Source organism: Rhodovulum sp. YNF3179, assembly GCF_050586465.1.
Classification (GTDB): Bacteria; Pseudomonadota; Alphaproteobacteria; order Rhodobacterales; family Rhodobacteraceae; genus CAJXYS01.
The window spans coordinates 242,465-264,744 of the sequence record NZ_JBOCEG010000005.1; the positions used below are offsets into that span (position 1 = coordinate 242,465).

Genomic DNA, 22,280 nt, shown 5'->3' on the forward strand with positions numbered 1-22,280 from the left:
GAACAATCTGGCCCATGGATGCCCCGCGATTGGGGCAAGAATTGGGAACGGAACAGACAATGTAGCGGCCTTCGCCGTGCACTGTGGAAGCGGAGGAAACGGCGCCCGGGCGCGGAACCCTTGTTTTGCGGGACCAACGGCCCTGCATTCGGTCCGCAAGCCGCGGCATCCGCCTCATGGCCCGCCCGGGTTTTTTCGCCCCGAAACGCGGGCAGGGCGCGGCCGGCGCGATTTGCACCGCGAAGGCTTGCGTTTCCCCGGGACTCGTCCTATATCGCTCTCAACAGCGGCGATCGGGCGTCCAAAACCCGGTCCCACCGGACAAGTTCGAACGGGCCGCGGGCCCGTTTTTTTGTTTTGACCCGTTTCATCGGAGGAATCGTGGCAGACCTCGTCGCGAAAGCCGCCATCGACCAGCGCCTGGCCGAGATCGTTCAGCCCGTCATCGAGGGGCTTGGATTCGAGCTCGTGCGGGTGCGGCTTCTGGGCGGCAAGACCAAGACCGTGCAGATCATGGCCGAACGCCCCGAGGGCGGCATCGAGGTCGATGATTGCGCGCGCATTTCCACCGCGGTCTCGGCCGTGATGGATGTCGAGGACCCGATCGACGACCACTACACGCTCGAGGTGTCGAGCCCCGGAATCGACCGGCCCCTGACCCGGCTCAAGGATTTCGACGACTGGGCCGGCTACGAGGCCAAGCTCGAGACCTCCGAGCTGATCGACGGGCGCCGCCGCTTCAAGGGCGTGCTGCGCGGCGTCGAGGACGACGAGGTCCTGATCGACGTCGCCGAGGGCACGATCGGGCTGGAATTCGACTGGCTGTCGGACGCGAAACTCGTGCTGACCGACGACCTGATCACGGAAATGCTGCGCCAGCGCAAGGCCCAGGGCCTGGACGAAGGCGCCTATGACGAAATCGAAACGGACGACACCCCGGAAGAGGATGTGAAATGAGCATCACGAGCGCAAACCGCCTGGAACTTCTCCAGATCGCCGACTCCGTCGCGCGCGAGAAAATGATCGAGCCCGAACTGGTGATCGAGGCGATGGAAGAGTCCATGGCCCGCGGCGCCAAGTCCCGCTACGGCTCGGAGCTCGACATCCGCGCCCATATCGACCGCAAGACCGGCGACCTGACGATGACCCGGGTGCGGACCGTGGTCGACGAGGTGGAAAACCACTTCCAGGAAATGACCGTCGAGGACGCGCGCGCCTTCAAGGACGATCCGCAGGTCGGCGACGAGATCATCGACGAGCTGCCGCCGCTCGAGATGGGCCGGATCGCGGCGCAGTCGGCCAAGCAGGTGATCCTGCAAAAGGTTCGCGACGCCGAGCGCGAGCGCCAGTACGAGGAATTCAAGGATCGCATCGGCACCATCATCAACGGCGTCGTCAAGCGCGAGGAATACGGCAACATCATCGTCGATGTCGGCCGGGGCGAGGCGATCCTGCGCCGCAACGACAAGATCGGCCGCGAGAGCTATCGCAACGGCGACCGCATCCGCGCCTTCATCAAGGATGTCCGCCGCGAGACCCGCGGCCCGCAGATCTTCCTGAGCCGCACGGCGCCGGAATTCATGGCCGAGCTGTTCAAGATGGAAGTGCCCGAGATCTACGACGGCATCATCGAGATCAAGGCCGTGGCCCGCGACCCGGGCTCGCGCGCCAAGATCGCCGTGATCTCCTATGACAGCGGCATCGACCCGGTCGGCGCCTGCGTCGGCATGCGCGGCTCGCGCGTGCAGGCGGTGGTCAACGAGCTGCAGGGCGAGAAGATCGACATCATTCCGTGGAACGAGGATCAGCCGACCTTCCTCGTGAACGCGCTTCAGCCGGCCGAGGTGTCGAAGGTCGTTCTCGACGAGGAAGCCGAGCGCATCGAGGTCGTGGTGCCCGACGAGCAACTCAGCCTCGCGATCGGGCGGCGTGGCCAGAACGTGCGCCTGGCCAGCCAGCTGACCGGGCTCGACATCGACATCATGACCGAGACCGAGGAGTCCGAGAAGCGCCAGGCGGAATTTGCCGAGCGCACGTCGATGTTCATGGAAACGCTCGACCTGGACGAATTCTTCGCCCAGCTTCTCGTTTCCGAAGGCTTCGCCACGCTCGAAGAGGTGGCCTATGTCGATATCGACGAGCTGCTGGTGATCGACGGGGTGGACGAGGACACCGCGAACGAGCTTCAGACCCGCGCCCGGGAATGCCTCGAAGAGATCAACCGCAAGGCGCTGGACCATGCGCGCGAGCTTGGCGTCGAGGACAGCCTGGTTGAATTCGACGGCCTGACCCCCCAGATGATCGAGGTGCTGGCCCAGGACGGCATCAAGACCCTCGAGGATTTCGCCACCTGCGCCGACTGGGAACTCGCCGGCGGCTGGACCACCGTTGACGGCGAGCGCGTCAAGGACGAGGGCCTGCTCGAGAAATTCGACGTTTCGCTCGAAGAGGCGCAGAACCTCGTCATGACCGCGCGCGTCCAGCTTGGCTGGGTCGACCTGGCCGATCTCGAGGCCGGCGCGGAAGACGGCGAAGACGGCGCCGAGGACGGCGACGCGTCCGCGCCCGGCGACGGCACGACAACCGAGGAGGCCGGAGCCTGAGCCGCAGGCCCGCGGGAGGCGCGCGTGACACGCGGCGGCCGGGATAAGGATCGGGACGAAGGGCCCGAACGGCGCTGCATCGCCACGGGCCGGTCGCAACCTGCGACGGGGCTGATCCGGTTCGTCGTCGGTCCCGGCCACGAGATCGTGCCCGATATCGCCGGCAAGTTGCCGGGACGCGGGATCTGGGTCTCGGCCGACCGGGCAGCGCTTGAAAAGGCCGTGCGGAAGGGCCATTTCCCACGCGCGGCGCGGGCCAGGGTGACCGTGCCCGCGGATCTCGCCGAGCGGGTCGAACAATTGCTGGCCCGGCGGGTGATCGAATTGCTCTCGATGGCCCGGAAAGCCGGCGATGCGGTCGCTGGCTTCGAGAAGACGAAAGCGGCGCTCGCGAGCGGCGAGGCCGTCGCCCTGATCCAGGCCGCGGACGGCTCGGAGCGGGGCAAGACGAAACTGCGCCCGCCACCGGGCGAAAACACGCATGTCACCTGCCTGAGCGCCGCAGAAATCGGTTTGGCATTCGGGCGTGAACATGTGATACATGCGGCCCTGATGACTGGCGGACTCGCAACACGTGTTGTAGAGGAAGCCGCGCGGCTCTCGGGCGTCCGCGGAACGACGAGCTCGGTTACGAGCCGTCCGGTCGATACGCGGCCGGGCGAAAAAGGTGTTGGAGACGTATGAGCGACAAGGACAAGAAACCCCTGGGTCTTCGCGGCGGGCCGCGGTCTGGCCATGTGAAGCAGAGCTTCAGCCACGGCCGCACGAAATCCGTCGTGGTCGAGACCAAGCGCAAGCGCGTGGTGACGCCGAAGCCCGGCGCCGCGGCCAAGTCCGGCGGCGGCCAGCAGACGAAAGGCCCCTCGCCCTCTGCGCCGCGCCCGGACGGGATTTCCGACGCCGAGATGGAGCGCCGGATGAAGGCGCTCGCCGCGGCGAAGGCGCGCGAGGCCGAAGATGCCGAGCGCCGCGCCGAGGACGAGCGCAAGCGCGAGGAAGAACGCGCGCGCAAGAAGGCGGAAATCGAGGCCAAGGAGCGCGAGGAGCGTGAACGCGAAGAGCGCGCCCGCCAGAAGGCCGAGGAAGAGGAACGCGCCCGCGCGGACGCAGAGCGCAAGGAAGCGGAGCCCGCGCCGGCCGCCGCCCAGCCCGCGGCACCCGCCCCGGACGCCGAACCCGGCCGCGCCCCCGATCGCAAGGCCCCCAAGAAGGCCGAGCGCAAGCCCGAGGAGCCGCGCCGCGAGAAGGCCGGCAAGGGCGGCGATCGCCGCCGGTCGGGCAAGCTGACGCTGAACCAGGCGCTGTCGGACGAAGGCGGCCGCCAGAGATCGGTCGCCGCGATGCGCCGCAAGCAGGAGCGCGCCCGCCAGAAGGCGATGGGCGGCACCCAGCAGCGTGAAAAGGTCACCCGCGACGTGCAGCTTCCCGAGACCATCGTGGTCTCGGAACTGGCCAACCGGATGGCCGAACGCGTCGCCGACGTGGTGAAGGCGCTGATGCAGAACGGCATCATGGCGACCCAGAACCAGTCGATCGACGCCGATACCGCGGAGCTGATCATCGAGGAATTCGGGCACCGCGTCGTGCGCGTCTCGGACTCGGACGTCGAGGACGTGATCGACCAGGTCGAGGACGATCCGAAAGAGCTGAAACCGCGCCCGCCGGTCATCACGATCATGGGCCATGTCGACCACGGCAAGACCTCGCTGCTCGACGCGATCCGGAAGGCCAACGTGGTCTCGGGCGAGGCCGGTGGCATCACCCAGCATATCGGCGCCTACCAGGTGACGACCGATGGCGGGACCGTGCTGACCTTCCTCGACACGCCGGGCCACGCGGCCTTCACCTCCATGCGCTCGCGCGGCGCGCAGGTGACGGACATCGTTGTGCTGGTGGTGGCGGCGGACGACTCGGTCATGCCGCAGACCATCGAGGCGATCAACCACGCCCGCGCGGCCGGCGTGCCGATGATCGTCGCGATCAACAAGTGCGACAGGCCGGGCGCGGACCCGGACAAGGTGCGCACCGAACTGCTGCAGCACGAGGTCATCGTCGAGAAGATGTCCGGCGACGTGCTCGACGTGGAAGTGTCCGCGATCAACGGCACCGGGCTTGACGAACTGCTCGACAATATCGCGCTGCAGGCCGAGCTGCTGGAACTGAAAGCCAACCCCGACCGCGCCGCCGAAGGCGCCGTGATCGAGGCCCAGCTCGACGTCGGGCGTGGCCCGGTGGCCACGGTGCTGGTCCAGAAGGGGACGCTGCGCCAGGGCGACATCTTCGTCGTGGGCGAACAGTGGGGCAAGGTCCGTGCGCTGGTCAACGACCACGGCGAGCGCGTCAAGGAGGCCGGCCCGTCCGTGCCGGTGGAGGTTCTCGGCCTCAACGGCACGCCCGAGGCGGGCGACGTCCTGAACGTCGTCGAGACCGAGGGACAGGCCCGCGAGATCTCTGAATACCGGACCGAGCAGTCCAAGGAGAAGCGCGCGACCGCGGGGGCCGCGACCTCGCTCGAGCAGCTCATGGCCAAGGCCAAGGAAGACGAGAACGTCGCCGAGCTGCCGATCCTGGTGAAGGCCGACGTGCAGGGTTCCGCCGAGGCGATCGTCCAGGCGATGGAGAAGATCGGCAACGAGGAGGTGCGCGTCCGCGTCCTGCACTCCGGCGTCGGCGCCATCACCGAGACCGATATCGGCCTCGCGGAAGCTTCGGGCGCACCGGTGATGGGCTTCAACGTCCGGGCCAACGCGCCGGCACGCCAGGCGGCGAACCAGAAGGGCGTCGAGATCCGCTATTACAGCGTCATCTACGACCTGGTGGACGACGTGAAGGCGGCGGCCTCTGGCCTGCTCTCGGCCGAGGTGCGCGAGAACTTCATCGGCTATGCCGAGATCAAGCAGGTCTTCAAGGTGACCGGCATCGGCAAGGTGGCCGGCTGTATCGTCACCGAGGGCCTCGCCCGCCGCTCGGCCGGCGTGCGCCTGCTGCGCGACAACGTCGTGATCCACGAGGGCACGCTGAAGACGCTCAAGCGCTTCAAGGACGAGGTCAAGGAAGTCAACATGGGCCAGGAATGCGGCATGGCCTTCGAGAACTACGAGGACATCCGCGAGGGCGACGTGATCGAGATTTTCGAGCGCGAGGAAATCGAACGCTCGCTCGACTGATCCGGCCCCGTCCGACAGAGAACAGCCCCGGCCCCCGTGCCGGGGCTTTTCATTTTCCGGCCCCGGCTTGTGCCCCGCGGCAGCGAAGGCCATATAGGGCCGAGCGACGGAGGATGCATGACCGAGACGAGCGATTTTCCCGGCTGGCACGGGACCACCATCATCGGCGTGAAGAAAGGCGGCGCGGTCGTGATCGCCGGGGACGGGCAGGTGAGCCTGGGCCAGACGGTGATCAAGGGCACCGCCCGCAAGGTGCGCCGGATCGCGCCCGGCGGCTACGAGGTCGTGGCGGGGTTTGCCGGATCAACCGCCGACGCCTTCACGCTGCTCGAGCGGCTGGAAACCAAGCTCGAGGCGACGCCGGGCCAGTTGCAGCGCGCGGCGGTGGAACTGGCGAAGGACTGGCGCACGGACAAGTATCTCCAGAAACTCGAGGCGATGCTCATCGTCTCGGACGGAGCGCAGATGTACGTCATCACCGGCGCGGGCGACGTGCTCGAGCCCGAGCATGACGTGGCCGCCATCGGGTCGGGAGGCAATTACGCGCTGGCCGCGGCGCGCGCGCTGATCGACAGCGACAAGGATGCCGACGAGATCGCCCGCACCGCCATGGCGATCGCGGCCGATATCTGCGTCTACACCAACGGCAACCTGACCGTGGAGAAGATTTCTCAATGACCGACCTGACCCCGCGCGAGATCGTCTCGGAACTCGACCGTTTCATCATCGGGCAAAAGGACGCCAAGCGCGCCGTCGCGGTGGCGCTGCGCAACCGGTGGCGGCGCAAGCAGCTCGATGCCGAGATGCAGGAAGAAGTCTATCCGAAGAATATCCTGATGATCGGCCCCACCGGCGTCGGCAAGACCGAGATCAGCCGCCGGCTGGCCAAGCTGGCCCGCGCGCCCTTCATCAAGGTCGAGGCGACGAAATTCACCGAGGTGGGCTATGTCGGCCGGGACGTGGAACAGATCGTGCGCGACCTGGTCGAGAACGCCATCGCCATGACCCGCGCGCAGATGCGCGAGGACGTCAAGGCCAAGGCCCACGCCAACGCCGAGGACCGGGTCATCGACGCGGTGGCCGGGCCCGATGCGCGCGGGCAGACCCGCGAGATGTTCCGCCGCAAGCTGCGCGACGGCGACCTCGACGACAAGGAAATAGAGCTCGACGTCGCCGACAGCTCCAACCCCATGCAAATGCTCGACATTCCGGGCCAGCCCGGCGGGGGCAACATGGGGATGATGAACCTGGGCGATATCTTCGGCAAGGCCTTCGGCGGGCGCACCGTGCGGCGGAAAATGACCGTAAAGGACAGCTACGGCGTCCTGATCGCCGAAGAGGCCGACAAGCTGCTGGACGAGGAGACCGTCAACCGCAGCGCGCTGAAATCCGTGGAAGAGAACGGCATCGTCTTTCTCGACGAGATCGACAAGGTCTGCGCCCGGGCCGAGGCCAAGGGCGGCGATGTCAGCCGCGAGGGCGTCCAGCGCGACCTGCTGCCGCTGGTCGAGGGCACGACGGTGTCCACCAAGTACGGCGCCGTGAAGACCGATCATGTCCTCTTCATCGCCTCGGGCGCCTTCCATATCGCCAAGCCGTCGGACCTGCTGCCCGAGCTGCAGGGCCGCCTGCCCATCCGCGTCGAGCTGCGCGCGCTGACCGAGGCCGACTTCGTCCGCATCCTGACCGAGACCGACAATGCGCTTACCCGGCAGTACACGGCGCTGATGGGCACCGAAGAGGTCACGGTCGACTTCACGGAGGACGGCATCGCCGCGCTTGCCCGGATCGCCGCCGAGGTGAACCAGGCGGTGGAGAATATCGGCGCCCGGCGCCTCTACACGATCATGGAGCGGGTCTTCGAGGAACTTTCCTATACCGCGCCCGACCGCGCGGGCGAGGCCATTACGGTCGACGCCGATTTCGTCGAAGAGCACCTGGGCGCGTTGTCCCGATCCGTGGACATGAGCCGCTACGTGCTCTGACCCCCCGCCCGGCCCGGCGCACCGGGCCGGATCCCCTTGCACATCCGCGCCCCCGCGCCTATGCGCGTCGCATGGCGCTTGTCGATTTCCTCCGCCAGAACGCCCGGTGGCTCGCCGCGGGGGTGCTTCTGACGTTCTGCTCGTCTTTCGGGCAAACCTATTTCATCTCGATATTCGCCGGCGAGATCCGCGCCACCTTCGGCCTGTCGCACGGGCAATGGGGGGGCATCTATACCATGGGCACCATGGCCTCGGCCGCGGTGATGGTCTTCGCGGGCGGGCTGACCGACCGGTTCCGCGCGCGCAGCATCGGCGCGCTGGCGCTGGCGTTCCTGGCCCTGGCCTGCCTTGCGATGGCCACGGTACCCGGCGTGTGGCTCCTGCCCGTGGTCATCTTCGCGCTGCGCTTCGGCGGGCAGGGGATGAGCGTGCATATCGCCATGGTCGCGATGGCGCGCTGGTACGTGGCGTCCCGCGGCAAGGCGATTTCCATCGCGGCGCTCGGCGTTGCGGCTGGCGAGGCGTTTCTGCCGATGATCTTCGTCGCGCTGATGACGATCCTTCACTGGCAGACGCTCTGGGTGGTGGCGGCCTGCCTGCCGCTGCTGGCGATCCCGGTTCTGGCCGGGCTGTTGCGGGTGGAGCGCACGCCCCGATCCATGGGCACGGCAAGCCAGTCCGCCGGGATGGGCGGGCGCCACTGGACCCGTGCGGAGATGCTGCGCCATCCTCTTTTCTGGCTGTCGGTTCCCGCGCTGCTGTCCCTGCCGGCCTTCGGGACCGCGCTGTTCTTCCAGCAGGTCCACCTGGCCGAGACCAAGGGCTGGGCCCTGGTGGAGTTCGTGGCGCTCTTCCCGATCTTCACCGCGATCAGCGTCGGGACGATGGTGCTGGCGGGCTGGGCGCTGGATCGATGGGGCACCGCGCGGCTGATGCCGCTTTACCAACTGCCTTTCGCCGCCGGCATGGTGGTGATGAGCCTTGCCGAGAGCATCGCCGGCGCGGCGCTGGCCATGGCCCTGCTCGCCCTGTCGCAGGGCGCGAATTCCGCGCTGCCGCAGGCCTTCTGGGCCGAGTTCTACGGCACCCGCCATATCGGCGCGATCAAGGCCACCGCGACGGCCGTCATGGTGCTCGGCACCGGGCTCGGCCCCGGGCTGACCGGGGGGCTGATCGATCTGGGCTACAGCTTTCCCGAACAAATGTTCGGAATTGCCGCCTATATCGTGCTCGCGGCCATCCTGATCGCGGTCGCGGTCCGCAGGTCCGCCCCGCTTCTGCCCGCACGCGCATAGGGCGCAGGCCCTTTTCTGAATATTTATTCGTTATCTTTGCCTGCGAAGATACACGTAATAGGCCCCGCTGCCGCCATGGCTTTGATGTGCCTCGCTTACCTGCAGAACCACCCGCGTGAGCGGCGGCGCGGAAAGCCAGCCCGGGACGTGATGCTTCAGCAGCCCCCGCCTGGCCGGGATCGGCCCCTCGTCGCGCGCCTGCCGGCCCTTTCCGGTAATGACCAGCACCAGCCGCTTCCCCGTGGCCTGTGCCGAGAGGATGAACGACACCAGCGCCGGATGTGCCTGGTCGAGCGTCATGCCATGCAGATCCAGCCGTGCCTCGGGGGTCAGCTTGCCGCGGCTCATGCGGGCGTGGGTTCGCTTGTCCATCGTCACGGGGCGCTTCGCCAGGCGATCGCCGAGAGGCGCCGCCAGGTCATGGCCGGGGGTTTTCCCATCCGCCCGCTCCCCTATGCGGAAGCTGGGGATCGCGGTTTCCGCCCGGTCGCCGCGCACCGGTTTCTCCGCGCGGACCGCGTGCGGCGCCGCGGGTTCGGACGGGGCCGCCTTCCGTTCGGGATGGAGGGGGTCGGCGCTGTCCGCAACCCGCTGCCAAAGCGCGTGTTCATCCTCGGTCAGGCGGCGGGGCTCCTTGCGACGCGACACGGGATCAGCCCCCCGACGCCATGCGAAAGGCCTGTTCGATCGGCAGCAAGACCACCAGCCGCCCCGGGTCACGCACCCGCCCGGCCTCGCGCCCCGCGGCATCGCCCGTGCCATAGAAGATGTCCGCGCGCTGCGGTCCCTTGATGGCGGAACCGGTATCCTGGGCCACCATCAGCCGCCGCAGCGGCTGCACGCCATCCTTCTCGATCCAGACCGGGGCGCCGAGCGGTGTATGGGCGGGATCGACGGCGAGGCTTCGCAGCGCCGTCAGGGGGCGGTTCATCGCCCCGAGCGGCCCGCGATCGGCGGCCACGTTGTCGAGCTTGCGGAAGAAGACATAGGAGGGGTTATGGTTCAGCAGCGCGCGTCCCTGCGCCGGGTTCCGCCGGACCCAGTTGCGGATCACCTGGGCGGAAACCTGGTGGGATGCATAGACGCCGCGGCGCACGAGCTCCTGCCCGACGGAACGATACTCGTGGCCGTTCTTGGCCGCGTAGCCGACCCGGATGACCCGCCCATCGGGCAGCCTGATGCGCCCGGACCCCTGCACATGCAGGAAAAACGCGTCCACCGGATCGTCGAGCCAGGCGATCTCCAGGCCTTGGCCAGCCAGCACGCCTTCGGCGATTTCGGCGCGGGTATACCAGCGCTCGCCGTTCGGAAGATCGGCGGGGCGGGCATGAATGGGATAGCGGTAGCGGTCGTCGGGCACCAGCGCGCCATTGAGCTCGGGCTCGTAATAGCCGGTGAAAAGCGCCTCCGACCGCGGGCTCACGACCACCGGCTGGAAAAAGAGCTCGAAGAAGGTTCGCGCATCCGCCGCATCGGCCGCGAGCGCACAGATCGGCCCCCATTCCGGGGCCTCCATGTCGGGGCAGGTTTCGCGGAAAACCTTCAGCGCGGCAGGGTGGTCATCCTCGGCCCAGCCGTCGAGCGCCGCGAAGTCGAGAACCTCGATCTCAGGCTCGGCCGCGGCCATGCCCGCCATCAGCAGCAGTGCCGCCCCGGCCGCCGCGGCCCACTGCCATGTGAGCCGCGCGCACCTCATTCACCCGTGGCGACCAGCTGCCAGTTCGGATCGTCCGTGCCCATGACGCGCCCGAAGGTCCAGACGTCACGCTGGCGCTTGATCTCGGTCGGGCTGCCCTCGACGATCTCGCCCTCGGCGTTCCGCACGACCGAGGTAAGCTCCCCGGTGAATTTCACCGTCACCTCGGCCTCGCCGGACTGCTTGTCGAAACTGGCATCGGCGACGCCGATGTCGCGCAGGCCCACGAAGCTCGCCTCGATGCGGAGCCCCTCGGCCTCGCGGGCGGCGACGGCGCCCTCGAAGGCCTCGTAGACCTCGGCCGCGAGATATGGCCGGACCTCTTCCATGTTGCCGTTCTCATAGGCCATGAGGATCATCTCGTAAGCGCCGCGCGCGCCCTGCAGGAATTCCCCCACGTTGAAGGAAGGCTCCACCGCCTTCATGTCGGCCAGGGCCGAGGCGGCATCGGATCCTTCCTTGACGTGATCGGCGATGTCGGTGTCGACGCCGCCCTCGATCACCTCGAAATCCCGACGCGCATCGCGCCGCGACGGACCCTCAAGGGGCGGTTTCTCGAACCCCTCTCGCGTGCCCAGGACGCTCTTCAAGCGGAGGATCAGGAAGATGGCGATCCCGGCGAGGACTATCAGCTGAATGACAGCGGAACTCATTTCGGTAAGGACCCTTTCGCGGCAACGGGGTTTTGTATCGGGCAAGACGTCACATATGTAAGTCACGGGGTGGGTCGAGTCTACCTCACCCCGGGCAATACAATGGCAGGTGCAACGGATGTGGTTGTTTTTTCTTTTCGTGGCGGTTCCGATCCTGGAGATCGCGCTCTTCATCCAGGTCGGCGGCGCGATCGGGCTGTGGCCGACGCTCGGTATCGTCATCCTGACCGCCATCGCGGGCACCTACCTGGTGCGCACGCAGGGCCTCCAGGCGCTGCAAAGGCTGCAGACCGCCCTCGAGCGCGGCCAGGACCCGGCGATCCCGCTGGTCCATGGCGCGATGATCCTGGTCGCCGGCGTCCTGCTGCTGACCCCGGGCTTTTTCACCGACGCGGTGGGCCTGTCCTTCCTGATCCCGCCCATTCGCGCCGCGATCATCCGCTTCGCGGGGCGTCACGTGGTCGCGCGCGGCGTCAGCTTCCGGATGCAGGGCCAGCACCGCGCTGGCCCGCAGTCTCCGCCACGGGATCCGGATACGGTGGACGCGGACTACACCGTGCTCGACGAAGACGCGGACCGGCCGGGCCGGGACGACACGGACCACCGCGGCGGATCGGGCTGGACCCGCCCCTGAGGCCAACCACCGGATTGCCGGTCCCGCCCCAACCTGCTAGACGAACCCCCGATTTCGAGTGCCCAGCCGCCAGGAGAGACCGATGGCCGAGACCCAAGACAATGGCAACGGCGACGCGCAGGCGTCGCAGCCCCCGCAGCAGCCCCGGATGCAGATCCTGGGCCAGTTCATCCGCGACATGTCCTTCGAGAACATCGCGGCGCAGAAGAGCCTGCAGGGCCAGACCCAGCCCGAAATATCGGTCCAGGTCGGCATGGACGCGCGCAAGCGCCAGCAGGACAACCAGTATGACGTGATCGTCAAGATCTCCATCACGTCGAAGACCAAGGAAGAGGGCGACCCGATCTTCCTGCTGGAACTGGAATACGGCGGTGTCTTCCAGGTCGAGAACGTGCCCAGCGAGCAGCTGCATCCCTACCTTCTGATCGAATGCCCGCGGATGATCTTCCCCTATATCCGCCGGATCGTCAGCGACGTGACGCGCGACGGCGGCTTCCCGCCGCTGAACCTGGACAATATCGACTTCGTCCAGCTCTACCGCCAGCAGATCGCGCAGCGCCAGGCGGAAAGCCAGCAGACGCAGCCCAACTAACGGGCCCAGAGCGCCTTGTCGCCGAGGTCCGCCACGAACGCCTCGTGGGCTTCGGCCTCGGCCCTGGTCAGGCGCGAAGCCAGGGGGCGCGGACGCGGGCCCGGCGCCCAGTCCGTGCCGCCGGCGCCGGTGCCGCCGCGCGTGGTCGCGGCCAGCCCGAAATCGGGCTGGCGGCCGCCGATAAGCTCCAGGTAGACCTCCGCGAGAAGCTCCGAGTCCAGAAGCGCGCCATGCAGCGTGCGCGCGGCATTGTTGACGCCGAAGCGACGGCAGAGCGCATCGAGCGAATTTCCCGCGCCCGGGAACTTGCGCCGGGCGATTTCCAGCGTATCGACCGCCCGCTCCAGCGGGATTGCGGGACGGCGGGCCCATTCAAGCTCGGCATTGATGAACCGCATGTCGAAGCTGGCGTTGTGGATCACCAGTTTCGCGTCACCCACGAAATCGATGAAGGCATCGACCACGTCGGTGAAAACCGGCTGGTCGCGCAGGAACTCGTCACCCAGGCCGTGCACGGCGAAGGCCTCGGCCGGCATGGCGCGCTGCGGATTGATGTACTGGTGGTAGGTGCGCCCCGTGGCGACATGGTTGTGAAGCTCCAGCGCGCCGATTTCCACGATCCGGTCGCCCGTCGTCGGGTCCAGCCCCGTGGTTTCGGTATCGAGCACGATCTCGCGCATCTCAGCCCCGCCTTGCCGTCAGCTTCCCGATCAGTTCTTGCACCGCCGCGCGCGCCGCATCAAGGGTCCGGGTTTCGATGACGTAATCGGCGCGGCGGCGCTTCTCGGCATCCGGCATCTGCTTGGCCAGGATCCGATCGAAATGGGTCTCCGTCATGCCCGGCCGGGCCAGCACCCGCGCGCGCTGAACCTCTGGCGGCACGGAGACCACCACGACGGCATCGACCAGCGCCGCGCCACCGGTCTCGAACAGGAGCGGAATGTCCAGCACCACAACCGGCGCGCCCGCGGCCGCGGCATCGGCGAGAAACGCCTTGCGATCCTCGGCCACAAGGGGGTGCACAGCCGCCTCGATCCTGGAAAGGGCTTCGGGATCCTCGGCGATCCAGGCCTTGAGCACGGCGCGGTCCACGGCCCCGTCGACGATCGCGTCCGGGCAGAGCGCGCGGATCGGTTCGACGGCGGCGCCGCCGGCGGAATAGGCGCGATGCACCGCGGCGTCCGCGTCCCATACCGGGACGCCGGCGGCGCGGAAGAGCCCTGCCGTGGTGGACTTGCCCATCCCGATGGACCCGGTCAGGCCCAGGACGAACGGACGGTCATCGCTCATGCGTTCAGAACCACCGAGCGCACCGCGTCGTCGACCTCGGGGCGCTGTCCGAACCAGGTCTCGAAACCCGGCACCGCCTGGTGAATCAGCATGCCCAGCCCGTCGACCGTCTGGCAGCCATGCGCCTGCGCCCGCTCGAGGAGACCGGTTCGAAGCGGTGTGTAGACGATATCGGTGACCAGCGCCGTGGTCGGCAGACCGGAGATATCGACGCTCAGCTCGGGCTTGCCCGTCATGCCCAGCGACGTGGTGTTCACCAGGGTCGCGGCCTCTTCCATGAACTCCGCCACGCGGGTCCAGTCGACCACCTTTATCCGGCCGCCGAAATGATCCTTGAGCATGTCCGACCGCGCCCGGGTCCGGTTCGTCAGGACGATCCGGGGCACGCCCTCGTTCAGCAAGGCCGAGATCACCGCCCGCGCCGCGCCGCCCGCGCCGAGAACGATGGCCGGGCCCGCGGCCGCCCGCCAGCCGGACGCGTTCTGCTTGAGATTGGCGACGAACCCGTAGCCGTCCGTGTTGTCGGCATGGATGCTGCCGTCGGCCCGGAACGTCAGCGTGTTCGCGGCGCCGATCAGCGCCGCCCGGTCCGATACGCTGTCGGCCAGCGTCACCGCGACTTCCTTGTGCGGGATGGTGATGTTGACCCCGCGAAAGCCCATCCGGGGCAAGGCGCGCAACACGTCGGAAAGATCCTCGGCCGCGACGGGCATCGGGATGTAATGACCCCTGATCCCGTAACGCCCGAGCCAGTGAGCGTGCAGCGCCGGCGATTTGCTGTGATGGATCGGCTGGCCGATAACGCCCGCCAGCGGGATCTGTTCGCCCTGCGCCGTCATCCTTCCAGCACCCCCCGAGTGGTCAGATAGTTCAGGAGCGGCAACAGCGGCAGCCCCAGCACGGTGAAGTAATCACCATCGACCTGCGCGAAGAGACGCACGCCCTCTTCCTCCAGCTTGTAAGCACCGACAGAGTCCAGCACGGATGCGCCCTGCCGGGCCAGGTAGTCCTGCAAATATGTATCGGAAAACGGCCGCATGACCAGTCGCACCTGTCCGATATGCCGCCAGACCGGCTGTCCGTCCTCGTAAATCACCGCCGCCGACAGCAACATGTGACGCTTGCCGCGCAGCATCCGCAGCTGGTCCGCCGCCTCGTCGAGATCCGCGGGCTTGGCCAGGATCCGATCCTCGAACGCCAGCACCTGGTCGCAGCCGATGACCAGCGCCGATGGCGACCGCGCCGCCCCGCGGCGCGCCTTGGCTTCGGCCAGGGCATCGGCGATATCGCGCGGCGGCGCGCCGTCGGCGGTGAGGCTGGCGCGGATCGCGTCTTCGTCCAGCCGGACCGGGTCCGCGGTGAACCGCACGCCGGCATTGGCCAAAAGGGTCTGGCGGATCGCCGATCCCGACGCCAGGACGATCGGGCTGCTCATGGGAAGACTCTGTGGATGACTGGCATGCGAACCCCGGTACAAGAGGGGGCAACTGCGCCCCCTGACAGGGCATCGGCGAATTGCGCCCGCTATGTCAAGAAACCGACCCGGCTTATCCACCGTGGGCGATATTTTTCCCGCCTGTGAGTCTCTCGCGCCATAGGCGGCATAGTCGGGGGCGGAACCCTAAAAACGGGCGTGACATCCACGGGGGTAAATTACTTAAACCATTGATTATAAGTCGTAATCTGGAACGATCCCCAAGGCTGTATAACCTTGTTCCCGCACTGTCCAACCCCCGGTTCCCGCCATGTGGATCTGTGCAGAAGTCGGGAATTCCCACTCATCCCCAGCGCATACAACAACATCATCTTTTCAATTACTCTTTTATTCTTTTAAGGAAGGTCCGGACACCTGATCGCCAAGAGCTGAGAAAATGACCGACTGGCTGGCCACGCTCTATCCCTGGACGAAATCCCTGCATGTGATCGCGGTGATCACCTGGATGGCCGGGATCTTCTACCTGCCCCGGCTGTTCGTCTATCACACCGAACGTGCGTCGGAGGGACCCGCGCTGACCGGAACGCTCGAGGTGATGGAATCCAAGCTGCTGCGTCTCATCATGAACCCGGCGATGATCGCCACCTGGGTCTTCGGTCTGGCCCTGGTGTTCACGCCCGGCATCGTGGACTGGGGCATGATCTGGCCCTGGGCCAAGGCGGCGGCGGTGATCGCGATGACCTGGTTTCACCACTGGCTCGGGCTGCGGCGGAAGGAACTGGCCGCGGGAACCTGCACGGTCTCGGGGCGTGGCTTCCGGATGATGAACGAGCTTCCGACGCTCCTGATGATCGTCATCGTGATCGCGGTGATCGTCAAATTCTGAAGCTGCGTTTGACAGGCAGACGCCCGAGGGTGTAAAGCAGCGGCGTCCGGCCGTCCGGCCATGACGCCAATCCAGAATATCGCTCCCGTCGAAGGCCATGGCCTTCGGGTGACGCAATTCCCCGTATCCAGGCGAGACCTATGTCCGAAAATCAACTTTTCCTGTCCGATCTCAAGGCACAAAGCCCGGCCGAGCTGCTGGCACAGGCCGAAGAGCTGGAAATCGAAGCCGCGTCCTCGATGCGCAAGGGCGACATGATGTTCGCCATCCTGAAGGCCCGCGCGGAAGAAGGCTGGGAGATTTCCGGCGACGGCGTGCTCGAAGTGATGCAGGACGGTTTCGGCTTTCTGCGCTCGCCCGAGGCGAACTACCTTCCCGGTCCGGACGACATCTATGTCAGCCCGGATGTGATCCGCCAGTTCGCGCTGCGCACCGGTGACACGGTGGAGGGCGTGATCCGCGCCCCGCGCGAGAACGAGCGGTATTTCGGGATTACCAAGGTCACGAAGATCAATTTCGAAGATCCCGAGAACGCGCGCCACAAGGTGCATTTCGACAACCTGACGCCGCTCTACCCCGATGAGCGCCTGACCATGGAAATCGACGATCCGACGATCAAGGATCGCTCGGCCCGCGTGATCGACCTGGTCGCGCCCATCGGCAAGGGCCAGCGGAGCCTGATCGTCGCACCGCCGCGGACCGGTAAGACCGTGCTGTTGCAAAACATCGCCCATTCGATCGAGCGCAATCATCCCGAGTGCTACCTGATCGTCCTGCTGATCGACGAGCGCCCGGAAGAGGTGACCGACATGCAGCGGAACGTGAAGGGCGAGGTAATCTCCTCGACCTTCGACGAACCTGCCACGCGCCACGTCGCGGTGTCGGAGATGGTGATCGAGAAGGCCAAGCGCCTCGTCGAACACAAGCGGGACGTCGTGATCCTGCTCGACTCGATCACGCGCCTGGGCCGCGCCTACAACACGGTGGTGCCGTCCTCGGGCAAGGTTCTGACCGGGGGCGTGGACGCCAATGCGCTGCAACGGCCCAAGCGTTTCTTCGGGGCGGCCCGGAACATCGAGGAGGGCGGCTCGCTCACCATCGTCTCGACGGCGCTGATCGACACCGGCTCGCGCATGGACGAGGTGATTTTCGAAGAGTTCAAGGGCACCGGCAACTCGGAACTGATCCTCGACCGCAAGGTGGCCGACAAGCGTGTCTTCCCGGCGATAGACATTCTCAAATCCGGCACACGGAAAGAGGAACTCCTTGTTCCCAAAGGAGATTTGCAGAAAATGTTCGTTCTGCGGCGGATCCTGAACCCGATGGGCGTGACCGACGCGATCGAGTTCCTGCTGTCGAAACTGAAGCAGACGAAGACCAACGACGAGTTCTTCGACTCCATGAACACCTAAGCGTCGCCGGTCCGGCGCCGGGGGCGCGAGACCCATGGATACGATCTACGCATTGGCAAGTGCCCGCGGCAAGGCGGGGGTCGCGGTGATCCGCCTGTCGGGCCCCGCGGCACAGGATGCCGCGCGCCGGCTCTGTGGATCCCTGCCGCCGGCCCGGAAGGCCGGCCTGCGGACCCTGTGCGACGCATCCGGTGCACATCTCGACGAAGCGCTGGTGCTGGCCTTCGAGACCGGCGCAAGCTTTACCGGCGAGCCGGTCGTGGAATTCCACCTGCACGGCAGCCCGGCAATCGTCAGGGCCGTTCTGCGCGAGCTTGGCTCCCAGCAGGGGGTGCGCCTGGCCGATCCGGGGGAATTCACGCGGCGGGCATTGATGAACGGGCGCCTGGACCTCGCCCAGGTCGAGGGCCTGGGTGATCTCATCGAGGCGGAAACGGAGGCGCAGCGGCGCCAGGCGCTCCGTGTCCTCGAGGGTGCGCTGGGCGCGCTGGCCGAAGGCTGGCGATCCCGGCTGATCCGCGCGGCGGCATTGTTGGAGGCCACGATCGACTTCGCCGACGAAGACGTCCCGGTCGACGTCACGCCCGAGGTGCTGGATCTCGTGGACGGCGTCGCGGCCGATCTAAAGGCCGAGGCCGCCGGGGCCCGGGTTTCCGAACGCATCCGCGACGGGTTCGAGGTCGCGATCGTGGGTCCGCCCAATGCCGGGAAGTCCACCCTGTTGAACGCGCTGGCCGGCCGGGAGGCGGCGATCACGTCGGAAATCGCGGGCACGACACGTGACGTGATCGAGGTCCGCATGGATCTGCACGGCTTGCCTGTTACCATATTGGACACTGCAGGCCTGCGTGAGACACAAGATGTAGTAGAAGGGATCGGGATTGAACGTGCCGTGACGCGCGCGCGGGAGGCCGATCTCCGGGTGTTTCTCGGCGTGGGCGAGGCCGGGTTTTCAGGGCTTGAACCCGGCGGGGACGACATTCTCGTCGCGGCCAAGGCCGACCTGGGGGCCGCTGACCGGGGCCTTCCGGTGTCGGGCAAGACGGGCGCGGGTCTTGCGGCGCTGATCGACAGGATTACATCCATTCTCGAAAACCGGGCCTCCGGTGCGGCGACAGCGACCCATGAGCGTCACCGGCTGGCGATCGAGTCTGCCCTTGGGGCTATGGAATCGGCCCGGAGTGAAGTATGTAGGGGCCCGGACAGGGCAGAATTCGCGGCAGAGGAGCTGCGCCGGGCGATCCGGGCGCTGGACTCGCTGATCGGCCGGGTGGATGTCGAACACCTGCTGGACGAGATCTTTGCCAGTTTCTGCCTGGGAAAATGAGGATTGTTTCACGTGAAACATGATTTCGACGTGGTTGTGATCGGCGGCGGGCACGCCGGAACGGACGCGGCGCATGCCGCGGCCCGGATGGGCGCGCGCACCGCGCTGGTCACTCTGCGCTTCGACTCCATCGGGGTGATGAGCTGCAACCCGGCCATCGGGGGCCTTGGCAAGGGCCATCTGGTCCGCGAGATCGACGCGCTGGACGGCGTCATGGGGCGCGTTGCGGACAAGGCCGGTATCCAGTTCCGGCTGCTGAACCGCCGCAAGGGTCCCGCGGTGCAGGGCCCGCGGGCGCAATCCGACCGCAAGATATACCGCACGGAGATGCAGCGCGAGATCGCGGCGACGCCGGGATTGACCGTGGTCGAGGGCGAAGCGACGGATTTCGTGATGCAGGGCGATCGCGTCGCAGGCGTGGCGCTGGCCGATGGCAGCCGGCTTTCCGCCGGGGCCGTGGTGCTGACCACCGGGACCTTTCTGCGCGGCGTCATCCATATCGGCGACGTCTCGCGCCCGGGCGGGCGCATGGGCGACAAGCCCGCGATCCGGCTTGCCGAGAGGATCGATTCCTTCGATCTGCCGCTGGGACGGTTGAAAACGGGCACGCCACCGCGCCTCGACGGCCGAACCATCGACTGGGACAGCCTCGAGGCCCAGCCTGGAGACGAAAATCCGGTGATGTTCTCCTTCCTGTCGGACCGGCCCTTCGTCCGGCAGGTGTCCTGCGCGATCACCCACACGAATTCCCGAACCCACGAGATCATTCGCCGCAACCTTGAAAAATCGGCGATGTATGGCGGCCATATCGAGGGCGTGGGCCCCCGGTACTGCCCGTCCATCGAGGACAAGATCGTGCGCTTTGCCGAGAAGGACTCGCACCAGATCTTCCTGGAACCGGAGGGGCTGGACGACACCACGGTCTATCCTAACGGGATCTCGACATCGCTGCCCGAGGCCGTGCAGGAAGACTATGTGCGCTCGATCGCCGGGCTTGAGAGTGCCCGCATCGTGCAACCGGGCTACGCGATCGAGTATGATTACGTCGATCCCCGCGCCTTGGCGCCGACGCTGGCGGTCAAGTCCGTGCCCGGTCTTTACCTGGCCGGCCAGATCAACGGGACCACGGGTTACGAGGAGGCCGCGGCACAAGGTGTTGTGGCCGGTCTGAATGCGGCACGCGAGATACAGGGGCGAGAGCCCGTCATTTTCAGCCGCGCCGACTCCTATATCGGCGTCATGGTCGACGATCTCGTAACGCGCGGTGTGACCGAGCCGTACCGGATGTTCACCTCGCGGGCGGAGTTCCGGCTGTCGCTGCGGGCGGACAATGCCGATCAGCGGCTGACTCCGCTGGGCCTGTCGCTCGGTTGCGTGGGATCCGAGCGCCGGGTGGCCTTCGAGACCAAGATGGCGGAGCTCGACGCGGCCCGAACCACGCTCGAAGCGCACAGCCTCACCCCGAAAGAGGCGCGGTCGGCCGGGCTGAAGGTCGGCGAGGACGGCACGCGCCGGACCGGGATGGATCTCCTGGCCTTTCCGGACATCGATTTCGCGCGCCTTGCCGAGGTCTGGCCGGCGCTCGAGGATATCGCGCCCGAGATCCGCAGGCAGGTGGAGCGCGACGCGCTTTACGCGCAATACATCGAACGCCAGAAAAACGACGTGGCTGCGTTGCAGAGGGACGAGGCCCAGGCGATTCCGGCGGATTTCGATTACGCGGCGGTCAACGGGCTGTCCCACGAACTGCGCGGCAAGCTCGAACAGGTCCGGCCCCTGACGCTGGGGCAGGCCGGCCGGATCGACGGGATGACGCCCGCGGCGCTGACCCTGATCCTGTCGCGGCTTCGGCAGAACGCGGCCCGTCGCAGCGCATGAGCCGCGACGCCTTTCTGGCCGCGCGCGATGTTTCACGTGAAACACTGGAGCGTCTGGATATCTACGCGGCCTTGCTGGCCAAGTGGAACCCGGCAATCAATCTCGTCTCCAGGGCCAGCCTCGCGGATCTCTGGACGCGCCATTTCCTTGATTCCGCACAGCTTTTCGACCTCGCGCCGGGGCAGGCGCAGCGCTGGGCCGATCTCGGATCCGGGGGCGGATTTCCCGGGATGATCGTTGCGATCCTCGCCGCGGCGGAACGGCCCGGGTTTTCCGTCACCCTTGTCGAGAGCGATGCACGCAAATCGGCCTTCCTGGTCCGGGCCGCGCAGGAAACCGGCATCGCCGTGGACATTCGCACGGCGCGCGCCGAGTCGCTGCCGAGCCTGCAGGCGGATGTCGTCTCGGCACGTGCCCTGGCCCCCCTATTGCGGTTGTTACCCTTGGCGCAACAACATCTGGTAGAAGGCGGCGTGGCGCTTCTCCCGAAAGGGGCCCAGCATGCGCAAGAGATCGCGGCGGCCCTTGAAACCTGGCGCTTCGAGGTTCAGAAATATCCAAGCCGCACCGACAGCGCAGGCGTCATTCTCAAGATCGGAGGCATCAGCCGTGTCTGAGTCCGGAACGGGCCGTCGGCCCAGAATCATCGCGGTCGCGAACCAGAAGGGCGGGGTGGGCAAGACCACGACGGCCATCAACCTGGGCACCGCGCTGGCCGAGGCGGGGAAACGGGTGCTGCTGCTGGATATCGATCCGCAGGGCAACGCCTCGACCGGCCTTGGTGTCGATCTCGACCGGCGGCGCATGACAACCTACGACCTGCTGCTGGAAGAGGCCGCGATCGAGTCGGTCGTGCAGGAAACCGATGTCGAGAATCTCTGTATCGCGCCGGCGACCACAGACCTCAGCTCGGCCGATGTGGAGCTCGTCTCCAAGGAGCGGCGTGTCTTCCTGCTGCGCAACGCGTTGCGCCAACAGGCGCTGTCGACATACGGATTCGACTATATCTTGATCGACTGTCCGCCATCTCTCAACATGTTGACGGTCAACGCGATGGTTGCGGCCCATTCCGTGCTGGTGCCCCTGCAATGCGAATTCTTCGCGCTCGAGGGGCTGTCGCAACTGATGCTGACGGTTCGCGAGGTCCGGCAGACGGCCAATGCCAACCTGCGGATCGAGGGCGTCGTCCTGACGATGTATGACAGCCGTAACAACCTGTCCCGGCAGGTCGAATCGGATGCCCGCGACACGCTGGGCGAACTGGTCTTCAAGACCGTCATCCCGCGCAACGTCCGTCTGAGCGAGGCGCCCTCCTTCGCGATGCCGGCGCTGATGTACGACACGCAGTCCAAGGGCAGCCAGGCCTATCGCGCCCTTGCCAAAGAGCTGCTCGACAAGCACGCCGCTGCGGTCGCGGCCTGACGAAG

At 66.7% G+C, this 22,280-nt stretch carries 22 protein-coding genes; 15 read left to right on the forward strand and 7 right to left on the reverse strand.

The window, feature by feature from the left end:
- The first annotated feature begins 378 nt into the window (after positions 1–378).
- The 7 genes from rimP (at position 379) to ACQ5SP_RS11070 (ending at position 9,050) form a co-directional block, all read left to right on the forward strand.
- Positions 379–957 carry a ribosome maturation factor RimP gene (gene rimP / locus ACQ5SP_RS11040; RefSeq protein ID WP_430938543.1) on the forward strand — a complete coding sequence of 193 codons (579 nt, stop codon included), beginning with the start codon at positions 379–381 and terminating at the stop codon, positions 955–957.
- Positions 954–2,603, forward strand: a complete 1,650-nt coding sequence (gene nusA, locus ACQ5SP_RS11045; RefSeq protein ID WP_430938424.1) for a transcription termination factor NusA — start codon at positions 954–956, stop codon at positions 2,601–2,603. Before rimP ends, nusA begins: the two co-directional genes overlap by 4 nt.
- Before the next feature lie 24 nt (positions 2,604–2,627).
- Positions 2,628–3,287: an RNA-binding protein gene (locus ACQ5SP_RS11050; RefSeq protein ID WP_430938425.1), complete on the forward strand. Its 660-nt coding sequence runs from the start codon at positions 2,628–2,630 to the stop codon at positions 3,285–3,287.
- Positions 3,284–5,770 (forward strand): translation initiation factor IF-2, encoded by a 2,487-nt coding sequence (infB, locus tag ACQ5SP_RS11055; protein WP_430938426.1) that lies wholly within the window; start codon positions 3,284–3,286, stop codon positions 5,768–5,770. Before ACQ5SP_RS11050 ends, infB begins: the two co-directional genes overlap by 4 nt.
- Positions 5,771–5,887: 117 nt before the next feature.
- Complete coding sequence (hslV, locus tag ACQ5SP_RS11060) at positions 5,888–6,448, forward strand: ATP-dependent protease subunit HslV (protein WP_430938427.1); 561 nt, start codon at positions 5,888–5,890, stop codon at positions 6,446–6,448.
- Positions 6,445–7,755: an ATP-dependent protease ATPase subunit HslU gene (hslU, locus tag ACQ5SP_RS11065; RefSeq protein ID WP_430938428.1), complete on the forward strand. Its 1,311-nt coding sequence runs from the start codon at positions 6,445–6,447 to the stop codon at positions 7,753–7,755. The genes hslV and hslU overlap by 4 nt, the downstream gene beginning before the upstream one ends.
- A gap of 71 nt (positions 7,756–7,826) precedes the next feature.
- On the forward strand, positions 7,827–9,050 hold the full coding sequence (locus ACQ5SP_RS11070) for an MFS transporter (RefSeq protein WP_430938429.1): 1,224 nt from the start codon (positions 7,827–7,829) through the stop codon (positions 9,048–9,050).
- Between the two features lie 30 nt (positions 9,051–9,080).
- Here the strand turns inward: ACQ5SP_RS11070 and ACQ5SP_RS11075 are convergent, their stop codons facing one another.
- The 3 genes from ACQ5SP_RS11075 to ACQ5SP_RS11085 are packed head-to-tail and all read right to left on the reverse strand — an operon-like array spanning position 9,081 to position 11,399.
- Entirely contained in the window at positions 9,081–9,698 is a 618-nt protein-coding gene (locus ACQ5SP_RS11075) for a Smr/MutS family protein (protein WP_430938430.1), read from the reverse strand.
- Between the two features lie 4 nt (positions 9,699–9,702).
- Complete coding sequence (gene mltA / locus ACQ5SP_RS11080; RefSeq protein WP_430938431.1) at positions 9,703–10,746, reverse strand: murein transglycosylase A; 1,044 nt, start codon at positions 10,744–10,746, stop codon at positions 9,703–9,705.
- Positions 10,743–11,399 (reverse strand): Tim44/TimA family putative adaptor protein, encoded by a 657-nt coding sequence (locus ACQ5SP_RS11085; RefSeq protein ID WP_430938432.1) that lies wholly within the window; start codon positions 11,397–11,399, stop codon positions 10,743–10,745. Before ACQ5SP_RS11085 ends, mltA begins: the two co-directional genes overlap by 4 nt.
- 118 nt (positions 11,400–11,517) lie before the next feature.
- On the opposite strand from ACQ5SP_RS11085, the gene ACQ5SP_RS11090 reads away from it, so the two are divergent.
- On the forward strand, positions 11,518–12,033 hold the full coding sequence (locus ACQ5SP_RS11090; protein ID WP_430938433.1) for an FxsA family protein: 516 nt from the start codon (positions 11,518–11,520) through the stop codon (positions 12,031–12,033).
- Positions 12,034–12,115: 82 nt separating this feature from the next.
- Positions 12,116–12,625 carry a protein-export chaperone SecB gene (gene secB, locus ACQ5SP_RS11095; RefSeq protein WP_430938434.1) on the forward strand — a complete coding sequence of 170 codons (510 nt, stop codon included), beginning with the start codon at positions 12,116–12,118 and terminating at the stop codon, positions 12,623–12,625.
- On the opposite strand, the gene dnaQ is transcribed toward secB, so the two are convergent.
- The 4 genes from dnaQ to ACQ5SP_RS11115 are packed head-to-tail and all read right to left on the reverse strand — an operon-like array spanning position 12,622 to position 15,350.
- The gene (dnaQ, locus tag ACQ5SP_RS11100; protein ID WP_430938435.1) at positions 12,622–13,305 is read right to left on the reverse strand and encodes a DNA polymerase III subunit epsilon; all 684 of its coding nucleotides are present in this window, start codon (positions 13,303–13,305) and stop codon (positions 12,622–12,624) included. The two genes, secB and dnaQ, sit on opposite strands and share 4 nt — an antisense overlap.
- Position 13,306: 1 nt before the next feature.
- Positions 13,307–13,915: a dephospho-CoA kinase gene (gene coaE / locus ACQ5SP_RS11105; RefSeq protein WP_430938436.1), complete on the reverse strand. Its 609-nt coding sequence runs from the start codon at positions 13,913–13,915 to the stop codon at positions 13,307–13,309.
- Complete coding sequence (locus ACQ5SP_RS11110; protein WP_430938437.1) at positions 13,912–14,754, reverse strand: shikimate dehydrogenase; 843 nt, start codon at positions 14,752–14,754, stop codon at positions 13,912–13,914. Before ACQ5SP_RS11110 ends, coaE begins: the two co-directional genes overlap by 4 nt.
- On the reverse strand, positions 14,751–15,350 hold the full coding sequence (locus tag ACQ5SP_RS11115; protein WP_430938438.1) for a Maf family protein: 600 nt from the start codon (positions 15,348–15,350) through the stop codon (positions 14,751–14,753). Before ACQ5SP_RS11115 ends, ACQ5SP_RS11110 begins: the two co-directional genes overlap by 4 nt.
- A 436-nt stretch (positions 15,351–15,786) precedes the next feature.
- Between ACQ5SP_RS11115 and hemJ the strand changes: the two genes are divergently transcribed.
- The 6 genes from hemJ (at position 15,787) to ACQ5SP_RS11145 (ending at position 22,275) form a co-directional block, all read left to right on the forward strand.
- Positions 15,787–16,236: a protoporphyrinogen oxidase HemJ gene (hemJ, locus tag ACQ5SP_RS11120; protein WP_430938439.1), complete on the forward strand. Its 450-nt coding sequence runs from the start codon at positions 15,787–15,789 to the stop codon at positions 16,234–16,236.
- Positions 16,237–16,376: 140 nt separating this feature from the next.
- A complete protein-coding gene (gene rho, locus ACQ5SP_RS11125; RefSeq protein ID WP_430938440.1) occupies positions 16,377–17,648 on the forward strand; it encodes a transcription termination factor Rho in 1,272 nt (423 codons plus the stop codon).
- 34 nt (positions 17,649–17,682) lie between these two features.
- A complete protein-coding gene (gene mnmE, locus ACQ5SP_RS11130) occupies positions 17,683–18,975 on the forward strand; it encodes a tRNA uridine-5-carboxymethylaminomethyl(34) synthesis GTPase MnmE (RefSeq protein ID WP_430938441.1) in 1,293 nt (430 codons plus the stop codon).
- Positions 18,976–18,987: 12 nt separating this feature from the next.
- Positions 18,988–20,853 (forward strand): tRNA uridine-5-carboxymethylaminomethyl(34) synthesis enzyme MnmG, encoded by a 1,866-nt coding sequence (gene mnmG / locus ACQ5SP_RS11135; RefSeq protein ID WP_430938442.1) that lies wholly within the window; start codon positions 18,988–18,990, stop codon positions 20,851–20,853.
- Entirely contained in the window at positions 20,850–21,470 is a 621-nt protein-coding gene (gene rsmG / locus ACQ5SP_RS11140) for a 16S rRNA (guanine(527)-N(7))-methyltransferase RsmG (RefSeq protein ID WP_430938443.1), read from the forward strand. The genes mnmG and rsmG overlap by 4 nt, the downstream gene beginning before the upstream one ends.
- A complete protein-coding gene (locus ACQ5SP_RS11145) occupies positions 21,463–22,275 on the forward strand; it encodes a ParA family protein (protein WP_430938444.1) in 813 nt (270 codons plus the stop codon). The genes rsmG and ACQ5SP_RS11145 overlap by 8 nt, the downstream gene beginning before the upstream one ends.
- Positions 22,276–22,280 lie beyond the last annotated feature (5 nt).